20 protein-coding genes, 1 tRNA gene, 1 pseudogene and 1 riboswitch are annotated in these 20,652 nt (G+C 62.1%); of the genes and pseudogenes, 13 read left to right on the top strand and 9 right to left on the bottom strand.

Annotation, left to right across the window (positions count from 1 at the left end; all coding sequences use genetic code 11):
* Nucleotides 1–7: 7 nt before the first annotated feature.
* Entirely contained in the window at nucleotides 8–430 is a 423-nt protein-coding gene (locus PAF12_RS00195; RefSeq protein ID WP_271108014.1) for a hypothetical protein, read from the bottom strand.
* Between the two features lie 44 nt (nucleotides 431–474).
* Entirely contained in the window at nucleotides 475–1,434 is a 960-nt protein-coding gene (speB, locus tag PAF12_RS00190) for an agmatinase (RefSeq protein WP_271108013.1), read from the bottom strand.
* A 119-nt stretch (nucleotides 1,435–1,553) separates the two neighbouring features.
* Between speB and PAF12_RS00185 the strand changes: the two genes are divergently transcribed.
* From PAF12_RS00185 to glnA, 11 genes are all read left to right on the top strand, one after another.
* Nucleotides 1,554–2,633 (top strand): cytochrome-c peroxidase, encoded by a 1,080-nt coding sequence (locus PAF12_RS00185; protein WP_271108012.1) that lies wholly within the window; start codon nucleotides 1,554–1,556, stop codon nucleotides 2,631–2,633.
* Nucleotides 2,634–2,849: 216 nt separating this feature from the next.
* Nucleotides 2,850–3,215: a 30S ribosomal protein S6 gene (gene rpsF, locus PAF12_RS00180; protein WP_271108011.1), complete on the top strand. Its 366-nt coding sequence runs from the start codon at nucleotides 2,850–2,852 to the stop codon at nucleotides 3,213–3,215.
* A gap of 13 nt (nucleotides 3,216–3,228) precedes the next feature.
* The gene (rpsR, locus tag PAF12_RS00175; RefSeq protein ID WP_090520233.1) at nucleotides 3,229–3,456 is read left to right on the top strand and encodes a 30S ribosomal protein S18; all 228 of its coding nucleotides are present in this window, start codon (nucleotides 3,229–3,231) and stop codon (nucleotides 3,454–3,456) included.
* A gap of 12 nt (nucleotides 3,457–3,468) precedes the next feature.
* On the top strand, nucleotides 3,469–4,086 hold the full coding sequence (rplI, locus tag PAF12_RS00170; RefSeq protein WP_271108010.1) for a 50S ribosomal protein L9: 618 nt from the start codon (nucleotides 3,469–3,471) through the stop codon (nucleotides 4,084–4,086).
* Nucleotides 4,087–4,272: 186 nt separating this feature from the next.
* Nucleotides 4,273–4,950 (top strand): hypothetical protein, encoded by a 678-nt coding sequence (locus PAF12_RS00165; protein ID WP_271108009.1) that lies wholly within the window; start codon nucleotides 4,273–4,275, stop codon nucleotides 4,948–4,950.
* Nucleotides 4,832–6,037 (top strand): YihY/virulence factor BrkB family protein, encoded by a 1,206-nt coding sequence (locus PAF12_RS00160; RefSeq protein ID WP_368045149.1) that lies wholly within the window; start codon nucleotides 4,832–4,834, stop codon nucleotides 6,035–6,037. The genes PAF12_RS00165 and PAF12_RS00160 overlap by 119 nt, the downstream gene beginning before the upstream one ends.
* On the top strand, nucleotides 5,985–6,800 hold the full coding sequence (locus PAF12_RS00155; RefSeq protein WP_271108008.1) for an NAD(P)H-hydrate dehydratase: 816 nt from the start codon (nucleotides 5,985–5,987) through the stop codon (nucleotides 6,798–6,800). Before PAF12_RS00160 ends, PAF12_RS00155 begins: the two co-directional genes overlap by 53 nt.
* A gap of 83 nt (nucleotides 6,801–6,883) precedes the next feature.
* Nucleotides 6,884–6,968 (top strand) — tRNA-Leu (locus PAF12_RS00150).
* Between the two features lie 17 nt (nucleotides 6,969–6,985).
* Complete coding sequence (tig, locus tag PAF12_RS00145) at nucleotides 6,986–8,320, top strand: trigger factor (RefSeq protein ID WP_271108007.1); 1,335 nt, start codon at nucleotides 6,986–6,988, stop codon at nucleotides 8,318–8,320.
* 271 nt (nucleotides 8,321–8,591) lie between these two features.
* A complete protein-coding gene (locus tag PAF12_RS00140; RefSeq protein ID WP_271108006.1) occupies nucleotides 8,592–8,930 on the top strand; it encodes a P-II family nitrogen regulator in 339 nt (112 codons plus the stop codon).
* A gap of 84 nt (nucleotides 8,931–9,014) precedes the next feature.
* Complete coding sequence (gene glnA / locus PAF12_RS00135) at nucleotides 9,015–10,421, top strand: type I glutamate--ammonia ligase (protein WP_271108005.1); 1,407 nt, start codon at nucleotides 9,015–9,017, stop codon at nucleotides 10,419–10,421.
* A 348-nt stretch (nucleotides 10,422–10,769) separates the two neighbouring features.
* Here the strand turns inward: glnA and PAF12_RS00130 are convergent, their stop codons facing one another.
* The 3 genes from PAF12_RS00130 to PAF12_RS00120 form a co-directional block, all read right to left on the bottom strand.
* Entirely contained in the window at nucleotides 10,770–11,741 is a 972-nt protein-coding gene (locus tag PAF12_RS00130) for a TRAP transporter substrate-binding protein (RefSeq protein WP_271108004.1), read from the bottom strand.
* A 60-nt stretch (nucleotides 11,742–11,801) separates the two neighbouring features.
* Nucleotides 11,802–12,461 (bottom strand): DsbA family protein, encoded by a 660-nt coding sequence (locus tag PAF12_RS00125; RefSeq protein ID WP_271108003.1) that lies wholly within the window; start codon nucleotides 12,459–12,461, stop codon nucleotides 11,802–11,804.
* A gap of 94 nt (nucleotides 12,462–12,555) precedes the next feature.
* Nucleotides 12,556–13,797, bottom strand: a complete 1,242-nt coding sequence (locus PAF12_RS00120; protein ID WP_271108002.1) for an MFS transporter — start codon at nucleotides 13,795–13,797, stop codon at nucleotides 12,556–12,558.
* A 108-nt stretch (nucleotides 13,798–13,905) separates the two neighbouring features.
* Nucleotides 13,906–14,032, top strand: a riboswitch (FMN riboswitch).
* 67 nt (nucleotides 14,033–14,099) lie between these two features.
* On the opposite strand from PAF12_RS00120, the gene PAF12_RS00115 reads away from it, so the two are divergent.
* Complete coding sequence (locus tag PAF12_RS00115) at nucleotides 14,100–14,570, top strand: 6,7-dimethyl-8-ribityllumazine synthase (protein WP_271108001.1); 471 nt, start codon at nucleotides 14,100–14,102, stop codon at nucleotides 14,568–14,570.
* A gap of 150 nt (nucleotides 14,571–14,720) precedes the next feature.
* A pseudogene (locus tag PAF12_RS18955) lies at nucleotides 14,721–14,972 on the top strand (BrnA antitoxin family protein); the annotation flags it as partial.
* Nucleotides 14,973–15,532: 560 nt separating this feature from the next.
* Here the strand turns inward: PAF12_RS18955 and carB are convergent.
* From carB to flaF, 4 genes are all read right to left on the bottom strand, one after another.
* Nucleotides 15,533–18,868: a carbamoyl-phosphate synthase large subunit gene (carB, locus tag PAF12_RS00105; RefSeq protein ID WP_271107999.1), complete on the bottom strand. Its 3,336-nt coding sequence runs from the start codon at nucleotides 18,866–18,868 to the stop codon at nucleotides 15,533–15,535.
* Nucleotides 18,869–19,091: 223 nt separating this feature from the next.
* Complete coding sequence (locus PAF12_RS00100) at nucleotides 19,092–19,880, bottom strand: DUF1217 domain-containing protein (RefSeq protein ID WP_271107998.1); 789 nt, start codon at nucleotides 19,878–19,880, stop codon at nucleotides 19,092–19,094.
* On the bottom strand, nucleotides 19,877–20,278 hold the full coding sequence (gene flbT / locus PAF12_RS00095) for a flagellar biosynthesis repressor FlbT (protein ID WP_271107997.1): 402 nt from the start codon (nucleotides 20,276–20,278) through the stop codon (nucleotides 19,877–19,879). The genes PAF12_RS00100 and flbT overlap by 4 nt, the downstream gene beginning before the upstream one ends.
* A complete protein-coding gene (gene flaF / locus PAF12_RS00090) occupies nucleotides 20,275–20,646 on the bottom strand; it encodes a flagellar biosynthesis regulator FlaF (protein ID WP_271107996.1) in 372 nt (123 codons plus the stop codon). The genes flbT and flaF overlap by 4 nt, the downstream gene beginning before the upstream one ends.
* Nucleotides 20,647–20,652 lie beyond the last annotated feature (6 nt).

Here is a 20,652-nt window from a genome sequence, read left to right as displayed (position 1 = left end):
CTTCCCGCTATTGTTGCACGGGTTGTGAGGCATATTGTTCTACAATGACCGGTAAGTCCAAAATGAGCGGCTCAACTTCGACAACAGGCTCGACCTCAAAGATCGGCCTGACATATCGACCTAGTGTCATAGACTTCAACTCCGCTGCAGCTTCATCACTTAGGGAATGTGGTCGTTCCGGGTATTGTAGTACGGTGATCGCCCAACTCTTCAGTATGTTGAGCGCGTTCATTTCTTCCACGGAAGCATTTGGTGAGGTCTCAGTACTCAATATTAGCGTAGCGGTTTGGGCCATTGTTGCCATCACTTGTGACTGGGTTCGTTGCGCATTCCAAGTAAACGCAGAGTACGCAACGGCAACGGGAATCAATATCGCTCCCGTTATTCTTCCAATGATATCAAATTTATCCCAAATATCTTTTTCAGCCATCTACTAACAATCCCTCTTGGTCGCTCTACTATGACTCTTAGTTTCTACCGCCGTGTCCAGCCGTAAAGGCAGATCAGATCCGTCGCGACATGGGCCGCGGCAATCGCCGTCGCCCCGGTGGTGTCATATTGCGGCGAGACCTCGACCACATCGCCGCCCAGCAGATGCACCCCGGCAAGCCCCCGCAGCAGCGCCGCCGCCTGCCAGCTCGCCAGCCCGCCCCAGACCGGCGTGCCAGTACCGGGCGCGAAAGCGGGGTCGAGCGCATCTATGTCGAAGGTGATATAGGCCGGACGATCACCGATGACCTGCCGGATGCGGGCCAGCGTTGCCTCCACACCATCCCTATGGACCGACGGAGCATCGAGGATCGTGACGCCAAGCGTATCGGGGTTGTCGGTTCTGATCCCGACACTGACGCTCGCCGCCGGATCGACCACGCCTTCCCGGATCGCCTTGTAAAGAAACGTGCCGTGGTCGATCCGGTCGGGGTCGTCGTCCGCCCATGTGTCGGAATGCGCATCGAACTGGATCAGCGCCAGCGGGCCATGCCGCAGCGCATAGGCGCGCAGGATTGGCAGGGTGATGAAATGATCCCCGCCCAGGGTGATCGTCCCCGCACCCTGATCCAGCAACCCGCCGATATGCGCCTCGATCCGGGCCGGAACCTCGCGGGTATTGGCATAGTCGAACGCCATGTCACCGGCATCGGCGATGGCGAGTTCGGACAGCGGATCATAGCCCCAGCCATACGGCGGATCAAAGGCCTGAAGCGTCGCTGCCTCGCGGATGGCACGCGGACCGAAACGCGCGCCCGGGCGGTTCGTCACTGCCTGGTCAAAGGGAATGCCCGTCACGGCAAGCGCATAGCCGCCGACATCTTTCGTATAACGTCGACGCAGGAACGACGTCGCGCCGCCAAACGCGTTTTCAAAGCTGAGCCCCCGCCGATCCTCGCGTGTGAACGCTTGATCCACCTGATGTTTCGCGTCTTCCAGTGCCATAACTTTTCCCTCGCTCAACTGGCCGGTTATTTGATCTCAGTCATACCTGCGTCGTGCCCGCTGCCCTATGATTCCGTTCAGGAAACGCGAGCCCCCAGGTAATCCCCAAGGAGCAGAATATGCGCATTCCCTTCATTTTGGCGATGCTCGGCATGGCGGCCTCGCCAAGCCTAGCGCAAGAGGCCGAACCGATTGACGTTAAGGAACTGCAGGAAGGCGCGGCGGCGCTTTTCATGCCGATCCCGGCTGAGCCGATCCCGCTGCCCAATCCCGAAGGCGCGGAATCCGTGCCGCTTGATGCAAACAAGATCGAGCTGGGCAAGAAACTGTTCTTCGATCCGCGCATGTCCGCATCGCAGCTTATTTCTTGCCAGACCTGCCATAATGTCGGGCTTGGCGGCGTGGACCAGTTGCCGACCTCCATCGGGCATGGCTGGCAGAAGGGGCCGCGTAACGCACCGACGATGCTGAACGCCGTGTTCAACATCGCGCAGTTCTGGGACGGCCGCGCCCCGGATCTGGCCGAACAGGCGAAAGGCCCGCTGCAAGCCTCGGTCGAGATGAACAACACGCCCGAAAGGCTGCTGGAAACGCTGCAATCCATGCCCGCCTATGTCGAGGAGTTCGAGACGGCGTTCCCCGGCAGCAACGATCCGGTGAGTTTCGAGAACTTCGCCGTGGCGATCGAGCAGTTCGAAGCAACGCTGATTACGCCGAACTCGCCCTTCGACCAGTTTCTTGCAGGCGATCTTGAGGCGATGAATGAGCAACAGGTCGCGGGTTTGCAGGCCTTCATCGACACTGGCTGCGTCGGCTGCCATTACGGCGTCAATCTCGGCGGCGAAAGCTATCACCCGTTCGGCGTCGTGGAGCGCCCCGGCGGCAGCATCCTGCCCGAAGGCGACAAGGGCCGCTTCGCCGTGACCGCAACCGCCGATGACGAATATGTCTTCCGCGCCGCGCCGCTGCGCAATGTCGCGCTGACCGCACCTTATTTCCACTCCGGCGCGGTCTGGGATCTGGATGAAGCGGTACAGATCATGTCGTCCTCGCAGGTCGGCACGGTGCTGACGGATGAGCAGGCCGATGACATCGTCGCCTTCCTCGGCGCCCTGACCGGCGAGCAGCCACGGATCGAACACCCGGTCCTGCCGCCGCGCAGCGAGACCACGCCTGCGCCGGTTTCGATGGTGCAGTAAGGGCTCATCAGCAAACGAACCGGGGGCCGCCTCGCCTGGGCGGCCCTTCCTGCATGAGACGGGGTATCGCAAAGCACGAATCGCCTTGCAATCGCGCCTTTCCCCGCTATAAAGCCGCATCCTTCCGCAATCGCGAAACCGGCTGAGCCTCTCGTGGCGGGGCGTGGAAGGGGTTTTTCCCGCCGTTGAAGCCGCCCTGAAACTGAAAGGTCTGACATGCCGCTTTACGAGCATGTGATGATCTCCCGTCAGGACCTGTCGAACGCACAGGCCGAAGGGCTGATCGAACATTTTTCCACCGTGCTGGCCGATAATGGCGGCAAGGTGATCGACAGCGAATACTGGGGTGTCCGCACCCTCGCCTACAAGATCAACAAGAACCGCAAGGGTCACTACGCCTTCCTGCGCACCGACGCCCCCTCGGCCGCCGTGCAGGAAATGGAGCGTCTGGCCCGTCTGCATGACGACGTGATGCGCGTGATGTCGATCAAGGTCGACGCCCACGAAGAAGGCCCCTCCGTCCAGATGCAGAAACGCGAAGAGCGTGGCGAACGCCGCGAGCGTCGCGACCGCGACAATTAAGGAGATCTGAGACATGGCGAACAAACCGTTTTTCCGTCGTCGCAAGGTCGATCCGTTCGGCGGCGATAACGCCCCCAAGATCGACTACAAAGACACCCGCCTGCTGCAGCGCTATATCAGCGAACGCGGCAAGATCGTGCCGTCGCGCATCACCGCCGTTTCGGCCAAGAACCAGCGCAAGCTGGCGCAGGCCATCAAGCGCGCGCGGTTCCTGGCGCTGCTGCCCTACGTCGTGAAATAAGGAGGAAGACAGATGCAAGTCATCCTGCTGGAACGCGTCGCCAAGCTTGGCGCAATGGGCGAAGTGGTGAAGGTCAAAGAAGGCTACGCCCGCAACTTCCTGCTGCCGCAGGGCAAGGCGCTGCGTGCCTCTGACGCCAATATCGCCGCCTTCGAAGCGCAGAAAGCCGCGCTCGTCGCCAAGAACGACGAGAGCAAGGCCGATGCTCAGACCGTCGCCGACAAGCTGAACGGCGAAACCTTCATCATCATCCGCTCGGCGTCCGATGCCGGTGCGCTTTACGGCTCTGTCAGCCCGCGTGATGCGGCTGATGCTGCGTCCGAGGCGGGCCACAGCGTCGACCGCAAGCAGATCGTTCTGGGCGCGCCGATCAAGGAACTCGGCCTGCACAAGGTTCAGGTCGTCCTGCACCCGGAAGTCGAAGCCGAGATCACGCTGAACGTCGCCCGCTCGAACGAAGAGGCCGAGCTTCAGGCGTCGGGCAAGTCGATCCAGGATCTGGCTGCGGAAGAAGACGCCGCTGCCGAATTCGAGATCGCCGAGCTGTTCGACGACATCGGCTCCGCCTCGCGCGAAGACGAAGATCTCGCACCGGAAGCACCGGAAACCACGGCAAATTCGGGCGAGTAAGCCCGCGCGCCGTCACGACATCAAAGCCGCGCCCGAAATATGGCGCGGCTTTTTCCATATCGGGCAGGCGTGGAAGCTGCCGGAGGTTCCTGCTGCGTTTCCGATTGCGATTTGTCAGCCCGTTAGTCTGGAACGAAACCCGGTTTCAGTTCGTTTCACGCGACAGTTATTGCGAAAGGAACCTCCATGTCGCGCTTCGCTGATGTGACCTCAGACACCCCTCACGGTCCGCGCCCCGTCCCGGAGGGCCATATTGACACCGACGACACGGCACCCCGTCGTCGCGTTCCGCCGCAAGGTGCGGGCCAGCGCGCGCCACGCTGGGTGATCTGGGGCGGCGTCGGTGTCGCGGCGGCAGCGACGACGGCGTTCGGCATCCTCGCGGCACGGGCCGTGGTAGACACCATCTCCGGCAATGATGACGACGGAAAGGCGAGGCAGCCCCGGCGACAGGCAGCGCGTTACGCCAGAACGGAGGCTGAAGAACGCTACCCCAAGCGCCCGCACACCTACCGCGAGGACAACGACGATGACCGCCGCACCGAGGGCACCCGCCCTGCCCGCCCGCGCCGCAGAAAGCCCGAACCCGAACGCAGCTTCCTTGCGGATTTTGCCGAAAGTGCCGGGCAACTGGCCACCAATATCACCGGGCTGGTCGTTGCCGCCAATGCAGCGGTCAACGGTTTCCAGCAGGTCTCCGGAAAAGCTGACGGCATCATTCGCGATTTCCTGAATGCAGCCGACAATGTCGGCGAGGTCTGGGGCAACCGCAAATCCGGCAGCGATGATTCGGCCAAAAGCGCACCGTCCGGGGAAGCCGCGCCGAAGCCCGGACCCGACGACATCCGGACACATCGGCTCTGAACGGAACGGAATGGCGAAACGACCTGAACGTTCGATCTCCGACGCGCTTTTCGGCCCGCTCCCGGAGGAGACCCGCCGTCGCATCGGCCTCGACCGCTATCCAGAGCCCCGCACCGGGAACAGTCAACGCGGTAAGGATCAACACAGCCTTCCCGTACCGCGTCCGGATGCCCCGACATCACCGTGGGGTATGCGCCCCTCCGAATGGTGGCAGGTGCTGAAACAGACGGTGCGTAAAATCAGCGAGGACCGCGTGACCTCCATCGCGGGCGGGGTGACGTTTTTCAGCCTGCTGGCACTTTTCCCGGCGATCACGGCGCTGGTGTCGATTTTCGGCCTTGTCGCCGACCCGGAAGCGATTGCCGATAATCTGACCCTGCTGGAAGAATTCCTGCCGCCATCCGCTTACAACATCATAAGCGGTCAGGTGAATTCGATCGTCAACGCCCCCGGAACGGCGCTCTCCTTTGCCGGTATCGCCGGGTTGCTGGCAACGCTTTGGTCAGCAAATGGTGGTATGAAAGCCCTTATCGACGCGCTGAATGTCGCATGGATGCAGCGCGAGAGAAGGGGTTTCGTGATGCTGACGGTCGTTTCACTTGGCATGACACTGGGCGCCATCGCGCTTGTCATCGCCATGATCGCCGCCATCACGGTGCTGCCAGCCGTGCTGAACTGGCTGCCAATTCCGGCAGAGACCAGATCCTCCGTCGGCCTGATCCGCTGGCCGATCATGTTCGGCGTGCTGATCTTCGCCATCGCGGCGCTCTATCGCTGGGGGCCAAGTCGCGGCAAGGCACGCTTCCGGCTTCTTTCTCCCGGCTCACTTTTCGCATCCATTGGACTCGTTGTCGCATCGGTGGCATTCTCATTTTATGCAGCAAATTTTGCAGGCTATAATGAGACTTACGGCACACTCGGCGCCGTGATCGCACTCATGATGTGGCTCTGGATTGCATCCATTGTTATCATGGTCGGCGCCGAGCTTAATTCAGTGAGCGAGCGCCATCTGAGCGCTTTGCAGGGAAGGGTAAATGACGTTGCAGCGGCCGGCCGAAAATCAACTACAGAAAACGCAGGGACATAAATACGAGCATGGTCATTCGCTGGTCATCGCGGGATCGATGGGACATGGCGGGGCCGCGCGGCTTGCGGCGCGGGCAGCGTTGCGAATCGGATCAGGGCTGGTCACGGTTGCCCCGCCAAGAAGCGCGATAATCGAGCACGCTTTCCAGCCCGACGCCCTCATGCGGCAGCCGGTCAACACGATTGGCGAATTGCACGGCACCATCGTCAGCAAGCGAATCACCGCCATCGCAATGGGTCCGGGATGCAGCGCGGGACGTGCGGCCATGCTGATGCGCGAGGTTGTAAATACCGGCCTGCCAGCGGTTCTGGATGCCGACGCCCTGTCAGCCCTTGCGCGCGAGCCGTTGAAGCTGCGCCCAGACATCATCCTGACCCCGCATCGCGGAGAGTTTGCGCGCATGTTCCCGGCAATCGCCCAGGGTCTTGCCGATACGCCGGAGGCACATCTGCAGGCAGCATCCCGCGCCGCGAAGGAATGCGGGGCGACGGTTCTGCTGAAGGGCCCGGACACGGCAATTGCCGCACCTGACGGCGAAACCCGGCTCCATTCCGCGCATGATGTGCCGTGGCTGGCGACCGCCGGTGCGGGTGACGTGCTGACCGGGATCATTGTCGGGCTGCTCGCGCGCGGTCATGCCCCGCTTGACGCAGCCGAAACGGGGGCCACGATTCACGCCGCCTGCGCCCGGCATTTCGGACCCGGGCTGATCGCAGACGATCTGCCGGAGGAAATTCCGGCGATCCTGCGCAACATGGCTTGATTTTCCGCTCGCACCTCGCGAGGCGCTTTGCTAGAACGACGCGGATTTCGGGTGGGCTTTGGCGGCCTGCCCTGTGAGACATTGCGGGTGTGGCGAAATTGGTAGACGCACCAGATTTAGGTTCTGGCGCCGCAAGGCGTGGGGGTTCAAGTCCCTCCACCCGCACCATGACTGAAGGATGTAACATGCAGGTCACAGAGACCCAGAACGACGGCCTCAAGCGCGGCTACCAACTGACCCTCCCGGCCGCCGATCTGGCCGCGACCGTTGATGCCAAGCTGAAAGAAGCCCAGCCTGAAATCGAAATGAAGGGTTTCCGCAAGGGCAAAGTCCCGATGGCCATGCTGAAAAAGCAGTTCGGCCCGCGCGTCATGGGCGACGCCATGCAGGAATCCATCGACGGCGCGCTGCGCGATCACCTCGAAAAATCCGGCGACCGTCCTGCGGTTCAGCCGAAGATCGAGATGGAAGATGGTGAGAACTGGAAAGAAGGCGATGACGTCGTGGTCAACGTCTCCTACGAAATCCTGCCCCCCATCCCGGAAGTCGACCTGTCCACGCTCAAGCTGGAGCGACTGGTTGTGAAGGCCGAGGAAGCAGCGGTGACCGAAGCCCTCGAAGGGCTGGCGAAAAACGCGACCGCCTATGAGGACAAGGAAGCCGACGCCAAGGCCGAGAAGGACGATCAGGTCGTGATCGACTTCAAAGGCTCGGTTGATGGTGAGGAATTTGAAGGCGGCGCGGCGGAAGATTACCCGCTGGTGCTGGGCTCCAACAGCTTCATCCCGGGTTTCGAGGACCAGTTGATCGGCGCGAAATCGGGCGACGACATCGAAGTGAAGGTGACCTTCCCCGAGGAATATGGCGCGGAACATCTGGCCGGCAAGGACGCGGTTTTCGCAACCACCGTCAAAGCCGTGAAAAAGCCCGTGGACGCGCTGATCGACGATGAGCTGGCCAAGCGTTTCGGTGCCGAATCGCTCGACAAGCTGAAGGAACAGATCACCGAGCGTCTGGAGGCCGAGTATAAAGGCGCCTCCCGCGCGGTTATGAAGCGCGGCCTGCTGGATCAGCTTGACGATCAGGTGAAGTTCGACCTGCCCGAAGTTCTGGTCGAAGCCGAAGCCGGTCAGATCGCGCACCAGCTCTGGCACGAAGAACACCCGGAAGAGCAGGGCCACAACCACGGCGAGATCGAGCCGACCGACGAGCACAAGAAACTGGCCGAACGCCGCGTCCGTCTGGGCCTGCTGCTGGCCGAGATCGGTCAGAAGGCCGAAGTGCAGGTCTCCGATCAGGAATTCACTCAAGCCGTCATGAATCAGGCCCGCCAGTTCCCCGGTCAGGAACGCCAGTTCTTCGAGTTCATTCAGCAGAACGCACAAGCGCAGCAGCAGCTTCGCGCGCCGCTGTTTGAGGATAAGGTTGTCGATCACATCGCCGAGCAGGCGGAAGTGACCGAGAAGGAAGTGAGCAAGGAAGATCTGGAGAAAGCCGTCGAAGCGCTCGACGAACTCTGATCCGACTGGTCATCCGATAAGAAAAGGCCGCATCCCTCGGGGTGCGGCCTTTTTATTTGGCTCGGATCAGGTGGAAAGCTGTCATCCGCGCGACTCACCAGTCGGCACGGCATCATGAATCGTCTGCCTAGTATTTCATCACAATGCGTATGATTTGCACTTTCGCTTCCCTCTTTCCTGTTTTGACGCCCATCGTTTACGCGCCGCGCGTGGACGGCTGCGGCCAAAACCGGCAATGAGGGCAAAGACAAGCGCAGGAAGGATCACCACGATGAAGAAGATCGAAGCGATCATCAAGCCCTTCAAGCTGGACGACGTGAAGGAAGCCCTTCAGGAAGTCGGCGTTCAGGGGCTGACCGTCACCGAGGTCAAGGGTTTCGGACGCCAGAAGGGCCACACGGAACTGTATCGCGGGGCGGAATATGTCGTGGACTTCCTGCCCAAGATCAAGATCGAGATGATCCTGCCCGACGACCAGATCGACTCCGCGGTCGAGGCCATCGTCTCTGCCGCGCGGACGGAGAAGATCGGCGACGGCAAGATCTTCGTCTCCCCCATAGATCAGGCGATCCGCATCCGCACCGGGGAGACCGGCGACGACGCGGTCTGATCGCACTCGACTCTGTATTCCGAACAACCCAAATTGCTTGGGACCGGCCTGTGGCCGGTTCCTCTTTGAAGAAGGAAAGGCTCCATGAAAGTCGAAGACGTCATCAAGATGATGAAGGATGAAGAGGTCGAATATGTCGATGTCCGCTTCACCGACCCGAAGGGTAAACTCCAGCACGTTACGCTGATCAATGATGAGGTCGATGAGGACTTCTTCGAGGAAGGCTTCATGTTCGACGGCTCGTCGATTGCCGGCTGGAAGTCCATCGACCAGTCCGACATGAAGCTGATGCCCGATGCGGCCAGCGTCTATATCGACCCGTTCTATGCGGAAAAAACGCTCTGCGTGCATTGCAACGTGGTTGAGCCCGACACCGGCGAACCCTATGCCCGCGACCCGCGCGGCACCGCCGTCAAGGCCGAGGCCTATCTGCGCTCGACCGGCATCGGTGACGTGTCCTATTGGGGCCCGGAAGCCGAATTCTTCCTGTTCGACGATGTCCGCTATTCGGTCACGCCGCAAAAAGTGGCCTATGAGATCGACGCTGCGGACGCCGCATGGAACACCGACGCGGAATATGAGATGGGCAACCAGGCACATCGCGCCGGTCACAAGGGCGGCTATTTCCCGGTGAACCCGATCGACGCCGGTCAGGATATCCGCGGCGAAATGCTGTCGACCATGAAGCGCATCGGCATGAAGGTGGACAAGCACCACCACGAAGTCGCCTCCGCCCAGCACGAATTGGGGCTGGTTTTCGGTGAACTGACCGAACAGGCCGATCACCTTCAGAAATACAAATATGTGATCCACAATGTCGCGCATGCCTATGGCAAATCCGCGACCTTCATGCCGAAGCCGATGAAGGGCGATAACGGCTCGGGCATGCACGTCAATATGTCGATCTGGAAGGACGGCAAGCCGCTTTTCGCAGGCGACAAATATGCCGACCTGTCGCAGGAGGCGCTGTGGTTCATCGGCGGCATCCTGAAGCACGCCAAGGCGCTGAACGCGCTGACCAACCCGTCCACCAACAGCTACAAGCGCCTGATCCCCGGCTTCGAAGCCCCGGTTCTGCGCGCCTATTCGGCCCGCAACCGTTCGGGCTGCGTGCGGATCCCGTGGACCGAAAGCCCCAAGGCCAAGCGCGTCGAGGCCCGTTTCCCCGACCCGTCCGCCAACCCCTATCTGTGCTTCGCCGCGCTGCTGATGGCCGGTCTCGACGGGATCAAGAACAAGATCGACCCCGGCCCCGCCTCGGACAAGGATCTCTACGATCTGCCCCCGGAAGAGCTGGCAGAGATCCCGACCGTCTGCGGCTCGCTGCGTGAAGCGCTTGAGGAGCTGGAGAAGGACATGGACTTCCTGCTTCAGGGCGACGTGTTCACCCGCGACCAGCTTGAGGGCTACATGGCGCTCAAATGGGAAGAGGTTTATGCCTACGAGCATACCCCGCATCCGGTCGAATATCAGATGTATTACTCGGTCTGAGACCTTAACCTTTCCCCACAAGGTTATCCACAGGCGCCCAATCGGGCGCCTGTATTTTTGTATGAGTTGCCTGCGACATTTTGCCCAAACCCGATTCGTCGCCAAACCCGGCGCTCACTTGCAAATATCGTCGCATCACACTGAAATAGCGTGAGTTTAGAGACACCCGAAACTTTTGGAAGTTCCGTCATCACGGCGTCACAAACGAAGAACCGGCGAAGTTTTCCACAGGTATTTTCGCGCGCGGCAAGCTGTCACAGGATCATTCCCGGCCCAAAACAACAAAGCCTGCCCGCAATGACGCGGACAGGCTTGTGCATGGACCGGGTCAGAACCCAACCGCTGACCTCATTCGGTGGCGATGATATTGTCCATCAGTTCCTTGCCGAACTCCGCCTCGTAATCGACATACACATCCGCAAGCGCGTCCTGGAACAGCTTCTTCTGCTCACCCGACAGGATATTGACCTGCATCCCCCGCTCTTTCAGCGCTTCGATGCCCTCGACCTCGACATTATCCACATAGTCGCGCATTGCGACGACGGCAGCATCACCGGCCTTCTCGAACGCCGCTTTCTGGGTGTCGTCCAGCGAATCCCAAAGCTGGCCGGACAGCATCACGATCGCGGGCGAATAAACATGGCCGTCCAGCGACGCGAAGTCCTGCACCTCGTTCAGATTGGCCGACACGATCACCGAAAGCGGGTTTTCCTGCCCGTCAATCGCGCCCTGCTGCAATGCCGGGATCACCTCCGGCCAGGCCATCGGGGTCGGCGCGGCACCCAGGGCCTCGAACGCCTTGATATGGACCGGGTTCTCCATGGTGCGGATCTTCAGCCCCTCCAGATCGTCAGGCGTTTCAATCGGGCCACGGCTGTTGGTGATGTGGCGGAACCCCTGCTCGCCCCAGGCAAGCGCGTGCAGGCCGACATCGTCGAATTTCGCCAGCATCTCGTCGCCGATTTCGCCGTCCAGCACGGTGCGGGCATGTTCCAGATCGCGCAGCAGGAACGGAATGTCGAACACCCCGACCTCCGGCACGAAATTCGACAGCGTGCCGGAGCTGGCAATGGTCGCGTCGATGGTGCCGATCTGCATCCCCTCGATAACCTCACGCTCGCCCCCCAGTCCCGAGGACGGGAAGTGCTGGACCGTGAACGCATCGCCAAGTTCGGCCTTCAGCGTCTCGTCGAACGCTTTCGCGCCCGCGCCGTAATGGCTGTTTTCAGACAGCGCATAACCCATTTTGACGTCCGCGGCCGAGGCGAGCGCCGTGGTCGCGGCCAGAGCGGCTGCCGCGAGTGCGAAATGTTTGGTCATCTTATCCTCCATTGAGTTGCCGCGACAGATTGATCCGCGCGACCCGCCCCGTCAATGGCACTACAGCAGGTCTTCCCGCGCCTTCGCGACCAGACTGCGCAGATCGTCAAGGCTCATCAGCCCGAAGGCCGCTTCGTGCCCGGCGATGAAGGTCGGCGTTCCCGACAGGCTCATCGTGTCGGCAAGGTCCATCGACTCATAAATCTGCTCGATAATCTCCGGCGCTTCCATGTCAGCGCGCAGCTTATCGATATCCAGCCCGACATTGCGCGCGCTGCGCAGCACCGTCGCCTCCTCCGCGCGGCCGTTCATCTCCATCATATCGGAGTGGAACTGCCAGTATTTCCCCTGCTTCAGCGACGCCAGAGAGGCCTGCGCCGCGAACATCGACCCGTCCCCGAACACCGGCCATTCGCGGAACACCACCCGAAGCTGATCGTCCCCGGTAATCAGCCGCTGCACATCCTTCATGTTCCGGCGGCAGAAGGTGCAGTTATAGTCAAAGAACTCGCTCAGCGTGATGTTCCCGTTCGGATTGCCGAGGACCGGAAGGCCGGGATTGCGCTCCAGCACCTTGCGGATTTCCTCCGGCATCGGGTTCGGATGGGGCTGCTGCGCCGCAGCCACGCGCGGCAGGGACGCCGCGAGCGAGGCCGCCCCGGCCGTGGCAACCAGGGCCCGCCGGCTCAGTTCAGAGGACTTTCTGATGCTGTCGGTCATCACGATCTCCTGTCTACGCTGTTATGGACAGGGTGCCGCGTGCAGCCCTTTCCGGCAAGCCATCGCTGAAAACAATGCCGTGACCGGCGCGAACTCAGGCTCGGCGGGACTTCTCCGGACCATCGCCAAGCTCTGCCGCCGCCATCGCCGAACCGCGCGGCAGCAGAACCGTCAGAACCCCGGCCAGCGGCAGCCAGGCGCAGACCCGGTAGACGAACTCCACCCCTTTCGCATCGGCGATCAGGCCAAGCGCCGCCGCGCCGATGCCGCCCATGCCGAAGGCGAGGCCGAAGAAAATCCCGCTGATAAGCCCGACGCGCCCCGGCACCAACTCCTGCGCAAACACCACGATGGCCGGAAAGGCCGAGGCCATGACGACCCCGATCACCACCGTCAGAACCCCGGTCGCCGCCAGCCCCGCATAGGGCAGCGCAAGCGTAAAGGGCAGCGCGCCGAGGATGGAAATCCAGATCACCGTCAGCGGTCGGAACCTGTCGCCCAATGGTCCGCCAAGGATGACCCCGACCGCCATCGCAGCCAGAAACAGGAACAGCATGAGCTGCGATTGCTGGGTGGACAGCGCGAATTTCTCGATCAGGAAAAACGTGTAGAACGAGGTGATCGAGGCGACATAGATGTATTTCGTGAAGATCAGCAGCGCCAGCACGATGATCGCCCCCTGAACCCGGCGTCGCGACAGGCTGTGAACCCGGCGCGAGACCCGTCGTGCAGACCCGTCACGCAGGCGGTTGCCGTACCAGACCCCGACCCGTCTGAGGATGACCACACCCAGAAAAGCCAGCGCCGAGAACCACAGGATCGCGCCGCGCCCGAACGGCACCACGATAAACGCCGCCAGCAACGGCCCAAGCGCCGATCCGGCGTTGCCGCCAACCTGAAACACCGATTGCGCCGTCCCGAACCGACCGCCGGAGGCGAGGCGCGCGACGCGGCTGGCCTCCGGGTGGAACACGGCGGAGCCGATCCCGATCATCATCGCGCCAGCCAGCAGACCGCCATAGCTTGACGCCCGCGACAGCAGCACCAGCCCGATCAGCGTCGCCCCCATCCCGATGGGCAGCGACATCGGCATCGGCCTGCGATCCGTCAGCGCCCCGATCCCCGGCTGCAACACCGACGCCGTGCCCTGAAACGCAAAGGTCAGCAGCCCGACCTGCCAGAATTGCAGCGCGAACTCCTCCTGAAACAGCGGGTAATTCGCGGCCAGCAGCGACTGCATGATGTCGTTGATCATATGGCACAGGCTGATCCCGGCGAGGATCGGCCAGACGGTCAGTTCCGGCGCAGCGACCGGGGTTTGGGCTGTGTGGGACATGGGCACCTCTTCGCGTGGACCATCTGCCTTGGGTGGCCCGACGTCAAGCTGGGCTGAACGAAACAGGCAAATTGGCTTTGACGCTGGCTGCCGGTTCCGTTAACCGTGGGCCATTCTCAGGGCGGGGTGCAATTCCCCACCGGCGGTTACAGCCCGCGAGCGCCTCTGGTGAGGGTCAGCAGATCCGGTGGAATTCCGGGGCCGACGGTTACAGTCCGGATGGGAGAGAATGGGGTCTGCGGGCGCGAGCCCGGGGGCTCTGTGCGCTCTGGGATTCTGTCATTTGGAAAGGATCTGGAGCAATGACAAAATCCCCAAAATTCGCCTTCATCAAGGCAGGCTGGCACGCGGATATCGTCGATCAGGCACTGGCCGGATTCCAGCAGAGACTGGACGAAACCGCACCCGGCGCGGAGGTCGACGTCTTCGATGTCCCCGGCGCGTTCGAGATGCCTTTGCTGGCGCAAAAGCTGGCCGGGACCGGGAAATACGACGCGATTGCGGCGGCGGCGCTGGTCGTCGATGGCGGGATTTACCGGCATGATTTCGTGGCGCAGGCCGTGGTTTCGGGGCTGATGGAGGCGGGGCTGAAAACCGGGGTCCCGGTGCTGTCGGTTTCTCTGACGCCGCATCATTTCCAGCCGACGCAGGCGCATCAGGGATTCTTCGCGGCGCATTTTGTCGAGAAGGGGCGCGAGGCAGCGGATGCGGCGGTGCAGATAAGTGCAGCGCATAGGCTTGCCGCGCATCCGGGCCAGAAGCAGGTCGCCTGAGCCAGCAAAAACCCGTATGACGCCCGTATTCGGCGCGTGGTGCAGGCGTGTCACAGGCGTATGCGTAACGTATATACGCAACGTACGGCGCATTAACCCCAGACTCAACCGGCCCTGAGAAGATGGTGCCGGTTGAGAAAGGGGGCCGACATGACGGGCAAGGCGGAACAGACACGGCGGGCGAATTATCACTACATGGCCGATGCGATGCGCCGGCTGGAATGGGATCTGCATCAGCGCATTCTGACCGATGGACGTGTCCCGGAGACTTGGCACGAGATCGCGGCAGAGCGGGTGGAGACGACGAAGCAACATATTTCCATCCGGTTGGATGGTGACGTCTTGCAGTTCTTCCGCGACACCGGACCGGGTTGGCAACGGCGCATGAACGAAGTGCTGCGCAGTTTCATGCATGCGCGTCTGGCCGGGCTGCTGCGCGGGGCGGAGACGATGGATTATCTGAAACGGCGCGAGGCGGAGGGGCTCGATGGGCAGAAACCCGGTTGGGGCGGGGTGCAGGCGGAATATGAGGAAACGCTGGGCGAGGACGGCGCGCGGATGATGAGCGATGAGGACGGTGTGCCGATGGGCGATGAACGCCGGGCGGCGCGGGAGGATTTGATGGCGTGGATGCGGGTGAAAGATGGGTAGGGGGGGCGATGCGCTGGTCGTTTTTTGTGGCGCGGATGTTGCGTGTGAACACGCACCTTACGGGTGAGTGGGGGTGTGGGGTGGGGATTGTTTTTGGGGGTTGGTGGTGCGCTGAAGCGCACCCTACGGGATGCGTAGGGTGCGCTTCAGCGCACCGGGTTCGGGCCCGCAATGGAATGGGAGGGGTTCGGCGGGTTGGTGCGATGCGGTAGGGTTTGCACGCGTCGTGATATGGGTTGAGAAAGGTGCGTTAAAACGCACCCTACGGAGGTGGGGTGTCGTAGGGTGCGTTTCAACGCACCGGCCACGGCTCACGCCTGTAGCGACCGCACCCCGACCTCGCCTTCGCCCCGCGACTTGATTGCGGCTATGGCGGCGATGCTGCCTGCGGCGGTCGTGTAGTAGGGGATCTTGTCGTAGAGCGCGACGGCGCGGATTTCGCGGGAATCGGCGATGGCCTGCGCGCCCTCGGTCGTGTTCAGGACCATTGCGATCTCGCCGTTTTTCAGGCGGTCGACGATATTCGGGCGGCCTTCATAGACCTTGTTCACCCGGCTGGTCTGAACCCCGTTTTCGGCCAGGAAATCCGCCGTGCCATTGGTGGCGATGATGGAGAAGCCCATTGCGGTCAGGTCGCGGGCGGCCTGGGCGAGCGCGTCGGTCTTGTCGGCATCCCTGATCGACACGAACACCGCGCCCTCATGCGGGAGTTGGACGCCGGCGCCGAGCTGGGATTTCAGGAAGGCGCGCGGGAAATTGCGGTCCCAGCCCATGACCTCGCCCGTGGAGCGCATTTCCGGCCCCAAAAGCGTGTCGACACCGGGGAAACGGGCAAAGGGCAGCACGGCCTCCTTGACCGAGAACCACGGCGTGATCGGATCGGCCAGTGTCATCGGGTCGGCAAACGGCAGGTCTTCCTCCGGCCCGACGCCGTTCGGATAGGGTTCGCGCGCCGGGAAGTTCGACATCGGCTCGCCCGCCATGAGCCGCGCGGCGATGGAGGCGATGGCGCTGTCGGTGGCCTTGGCGACGAAGGGGACGGTGCGGGAGGCACGCGGATTGACCTCCAGCACATAGATCGCGCCGTCCTTGATCGCGAATTGCACATTCATCAGGCCGATCACGCCAAGCTTCTGAGCCATCGCGACGGTCTGGCGTTTCAGTTCTTCGATGGTCTCCGCATCCAGCGTGTGGGGCGGCAGCGAGCAGGCGGAGTCGCCGGAATGGACGCCGGCTTCTTCGATATGTTCCATGATGCCCGCGACATGGACGGTGTTGCCGTCAGACAGGGCGTCAACATCAACCTCGATCGCGCCGGAGAGATAGCTGTCGAGCAGAACCGGGTTCTTGCCCGACACATCGACCGCATGGGTGATGTAGCGGTTGAGGTGGTCCATGTCCCGCACAATCTCCATCGCGCGGCCGCCGAGGACGTAGGACGGGCGGATGACCAGCGGGAAGCCGACCTTCGCCGCGATCTCCCGCGCTTCTTCGTCGCTATGGGCGATACCGTTGACAGGTTGTTTCAGGCCGAGATCCTGCAGCAGATGCTGGAAGCGTTCGCGGTCCTCCGCCAGGTCGATGGCGTCGGGGGAGGTGCCGAGGATCGGGATGCCCGCAGCCTCCAGATCATTGGCCAGTTTCAGCGGGGTCTGGCCGCCGAACTGGACGATAACGCCGTGAAGCGTGCCGTTTTCCTGTTCGGTGGACAGGATTTCGAGGACATGTTCCAGCGTGAGCGGTTCGAAATACAGCCGGTCGGAGGTGTCGTAATCGGTGCTGACGGTTTCGGGGTTGCAGTTGACCATAATGGTTTCAAACCCGGCATCGGTCAGCGCGAAACAGGCGTGGCAGCAGCAGTAATCGAACTCGATCCCCTGCCCGATCCGGTTCGGGCCGCCGCCGAGAATGACAACTTTCTTGCGGTCCGAAGGCCGGGCTTCGTTTTCGACATCGCCCATGGCGGGGGATTCGTAGGTCGAATACATATAGGGGGTCTGCGCTTCGAATTCGGCGGCGCAGGTGTCGATGCGCTTGAAGACCGGGTTGATGCCCTGATCATGGCGGGTGCGGCGGATGTCGGTTTCGTCGCGCCCGGTCAGCGCAGCGAGGCGGGCGTCGGAGAAGCCCATCATCTTGAGCGCGCGCAGCCCGTCGGCGTCGGGCAGGCCGGTTTCGCGGATGCGGGTTTCGGCGTCGATGATTTCGCGGATACGAGCGAGGAACCACGGCTCAAACGCGGTGACAGCGTGGATTTCATCGTCGGTCAGGCCGTGGCGCATGGCCTGTGCGATGACGCGGATGCGGTCCGGCGTCTGGTTCGAGAGCGCGCGGATGATGGCGGGTTTGCCCTCCTCCGCCGCGCCCGGGATGGTGATGTCGTCGAGGCCGGTGAGGCCGTTTTCCATCGAGGCGAGCGCCTTTTGCAGCGATTCGTGGAAGGTACGGCCGATGGCCATGACCTCGCCCACGGATTTCATCGCCGTGGTCAGTTCGGGCTTGGAGCCGGGGAATTTCTCGAACGCGAAGCGCGGGATCTTGGTGACGACATAGTCGATGCTGGGCTCAAAACTGGCGGGTGTGACCTTGGTGATGTCGTTGTCGAGCTCGTCCAGCGTGTAGCCGACGGCCAGTTTCGCGGCGATTTTGGCGATCGGGAAGCCGGTCGCCTTTGACGCCAGCGCCGAGGAGCGCGAGACGCGGGGGTTCATCTCGATCACCACCATGCGGCCGTCATCGGGGTTGATGGCCCATTGCACGTTGGAGCCGCCGGTCTCCACCCCGATTTCGCGCAGCACGGCGATGGAGCCGTTGCGCATCCGCTGATATTCGCGGTCGGTCAGGGTCAGGGCGGGCGCGACGGTGATCGAATCGCCGGTATGGACGCCCATCGGATCGACGTTTTCGATGGAGCAGACGATGATGGCGTTGTCGGCGTGATCGCGCACCACCTCCATCTCATATTCTTTCCAGCCGAGCAGCGATTCGTCGACGAGGATCTGCCCGACCGGCGAGGCATCCATGCCGGAGCGGCAGAAATGGATATAATCCTCGCGGTTGTAAGCCACGCCGCCGCCGGTGCCGCCGAGGGTGAAGGCGGGGCGGATAATGGCGGGCAGGCCGATATCTTCGAGCGCGTCGAGGGCGGTCTGAACGCCCGCCTCCAGATCGAATTTGCCCTTCGCGTCTTTCGGGGCCGTGACAATGGTGGCCTTGGGGTTTTCCAGCCCGATCCGGTCCATCGCCTCGCGGAAAAGCTTGCGGTCCTCGGCCATTTCGATGGCGGCGCGCTGTGCACCGATCAGCTCCACCCCATATTTGCTCAGCACACCGGAATCTGCCAGCGCCAGCGCGGTGTTCAGCGCGGTCTGCCCACCCATTGTCGGCAGCAGCGCGTCGGGGCGTTCGGCGGCGATGATCTTTTCCACCATGCCGGGGGTGATCGGTTCGATATAGGTCGCGTCGGCCATTTCCGGGTCGGTCATGATCGTGGCCGGGTTCGAGTTCACGAGGATGACCCGATAGCCTTCCTCGCGCAGCGCCTTGCAGGCCTGGGCACCGGAGTAATCGAACTCGCATGCCTGTCCGATGACGATGGGACCGGCACCGATAATGAGGATGGACTGGATGTCGGTTCTCTTCGGCATGGCGGACCCCTGGCGCGTGACTGTCGGCAAATCGTCCGGGGTTATAGTCCAGAAGCGCCGGGAAGCAAGGGGGCGTCGGACAGTCGCGGCACCGACGACGTGGGGTTTCCGCTGCAAAGCCTGAAGCGACCGGCCATTGCTGACGCGACCGCAGGCCGATCCAACCCTTTATCCCGCCGGGTGGTGCGCCCGCCAATATGCCCTGCAGCGGCAACATCATGCCTCAGCGACCGCCCAGCAGTTGCAAGGCAATGGAGAAGCGGTTTGTTGCGGCAGGCTGGACCGTGCTACGCACGAGGAAACCGCGAAGAAGTTTTTCCACATGATCGGGTTCGGAAAACCGCGATATGTCTGAAGAACCGAGCCGGTTTTCCGCAGCCTTGGTGAATTCCTCAAGCTGCCTGTCGATGGGCAGACCTGCGTAAGCGGTGCCGAAACCGAACGCGCCCTCGAACACCTTGCGCAAGGGCGGGCTGCCCAGCACCTCGTACCATTTGGTTTTGTTCGACGTGTCCTGCCGGGCCAGCCGCGACAATTCCCGCCGGGCATTCAGGGCAAGGCGCAGGTTCTGATCGCGCGCCCCGACGCGGGCTTCAAATTCGCGCTGCACATATTGCGTGACCACTCGGTCGGCGAAGCCCTGCGACGCAACCGCCGATCCTGTCGGTGATCCGAAACCGAACGCCTCCGCCAGACGGCGATAGGATTTGTTGGACAACCGGTTGGCAAGGCTGCGCTGATCTGAAAGGTCGCTTTCCAGCACCTGCCGGAGAAACGCCTTGTTCTTCAGATCGCCCTCAAGCCCGAAAGCGCGAAGCGTGACAGTCAGCAGCCTATAGTCGGTCAGCAGTTCATCCGCCTTGCCGATATTGCCGATCCGGTCGCGATAATGCTGCGTCACCCGCTGCGTCCCGGCCTCACCCGCGACCATCCGCTTCTGCCGCGCACCGGTCCGGTTGAGCAACGCCCATCCGGGCAGCCCGCCGCCCCCTGTGAAAACGCCAAGGCTCATTGCCGCGACGCCAGCAGACGGGCCTCTCGCGGCAGCAGGTCACGCAGCAGGCGAAGGGCCCGGTAGAAGTTCTTTGCCAGCACCGAATCGGTCGCCTCCGACAGGATTGTTCTGCTGTCACGATCATCGAAAACCTGTGACAGTTTTTCGAGATGGCCAAGGATCAGCCTGTGGCCATCCTCCGGATGACGATCCCCGCTCAGAACCAGCTGAACGTCATAGCAGGCCAGCTTCACGGGCGTCGTCGCCTCATCAGGGTGAACCGCATCACGAAGGCGGAGGATGCGCGCGCCCGGTGTTCTGATGCGAATACGCGCACCACGGTCGCCATTCTCGATCACGGCACCGTTGATCAGCAGCCGCTCTTTCGGGGCGAGTTTCAGCACAAGCCCGGTCATTCCTGAACCCCGGTCGCGTTCAGGGCGCGGATGATCGCGTTGTTGATTTCGATCAGCGGGGCAATGCCGGCCTGCCTGTTTCTGACCCTCGCGGAATGCGCGACGACGAACCCGGCGAGCGAGATCAATGCAGCTTTCAACGCCTCGGGCAGCGCGTTCTTTTCATGCGCGAGGTCCCCGGCGATATGCGCCCAGAAGCGGTCATTCTCATGCAAAGCCTCAACCGTTGCGGGGATATTCCTGTCCGGATGCGCCATCGCATGTTCCAGACCCGCATTCAGCCGCGTCAGAATACGCGCCTCGGTCTCCCGCTGCGTTTCAACCTTTGCCAGTGCGGTTGCGTAGCCGATCTGCGCGAGTTGGTTCATTCAAAG

This window comes from Paracoccus sp. SCSIO 75233, assembly GCF_027912675.1.
Taxonomy (GTDB): domain Bacteria; phylum Pseudomonadota; class Alphaproteobacteria; order Rhodobacterales; family Rhodobacteraceae; genus Paracoccus.
Note: the sequence above shows the minus strand (reverse complement) of the source record. Positions and strands in the feature narration are given on the sequence as shown.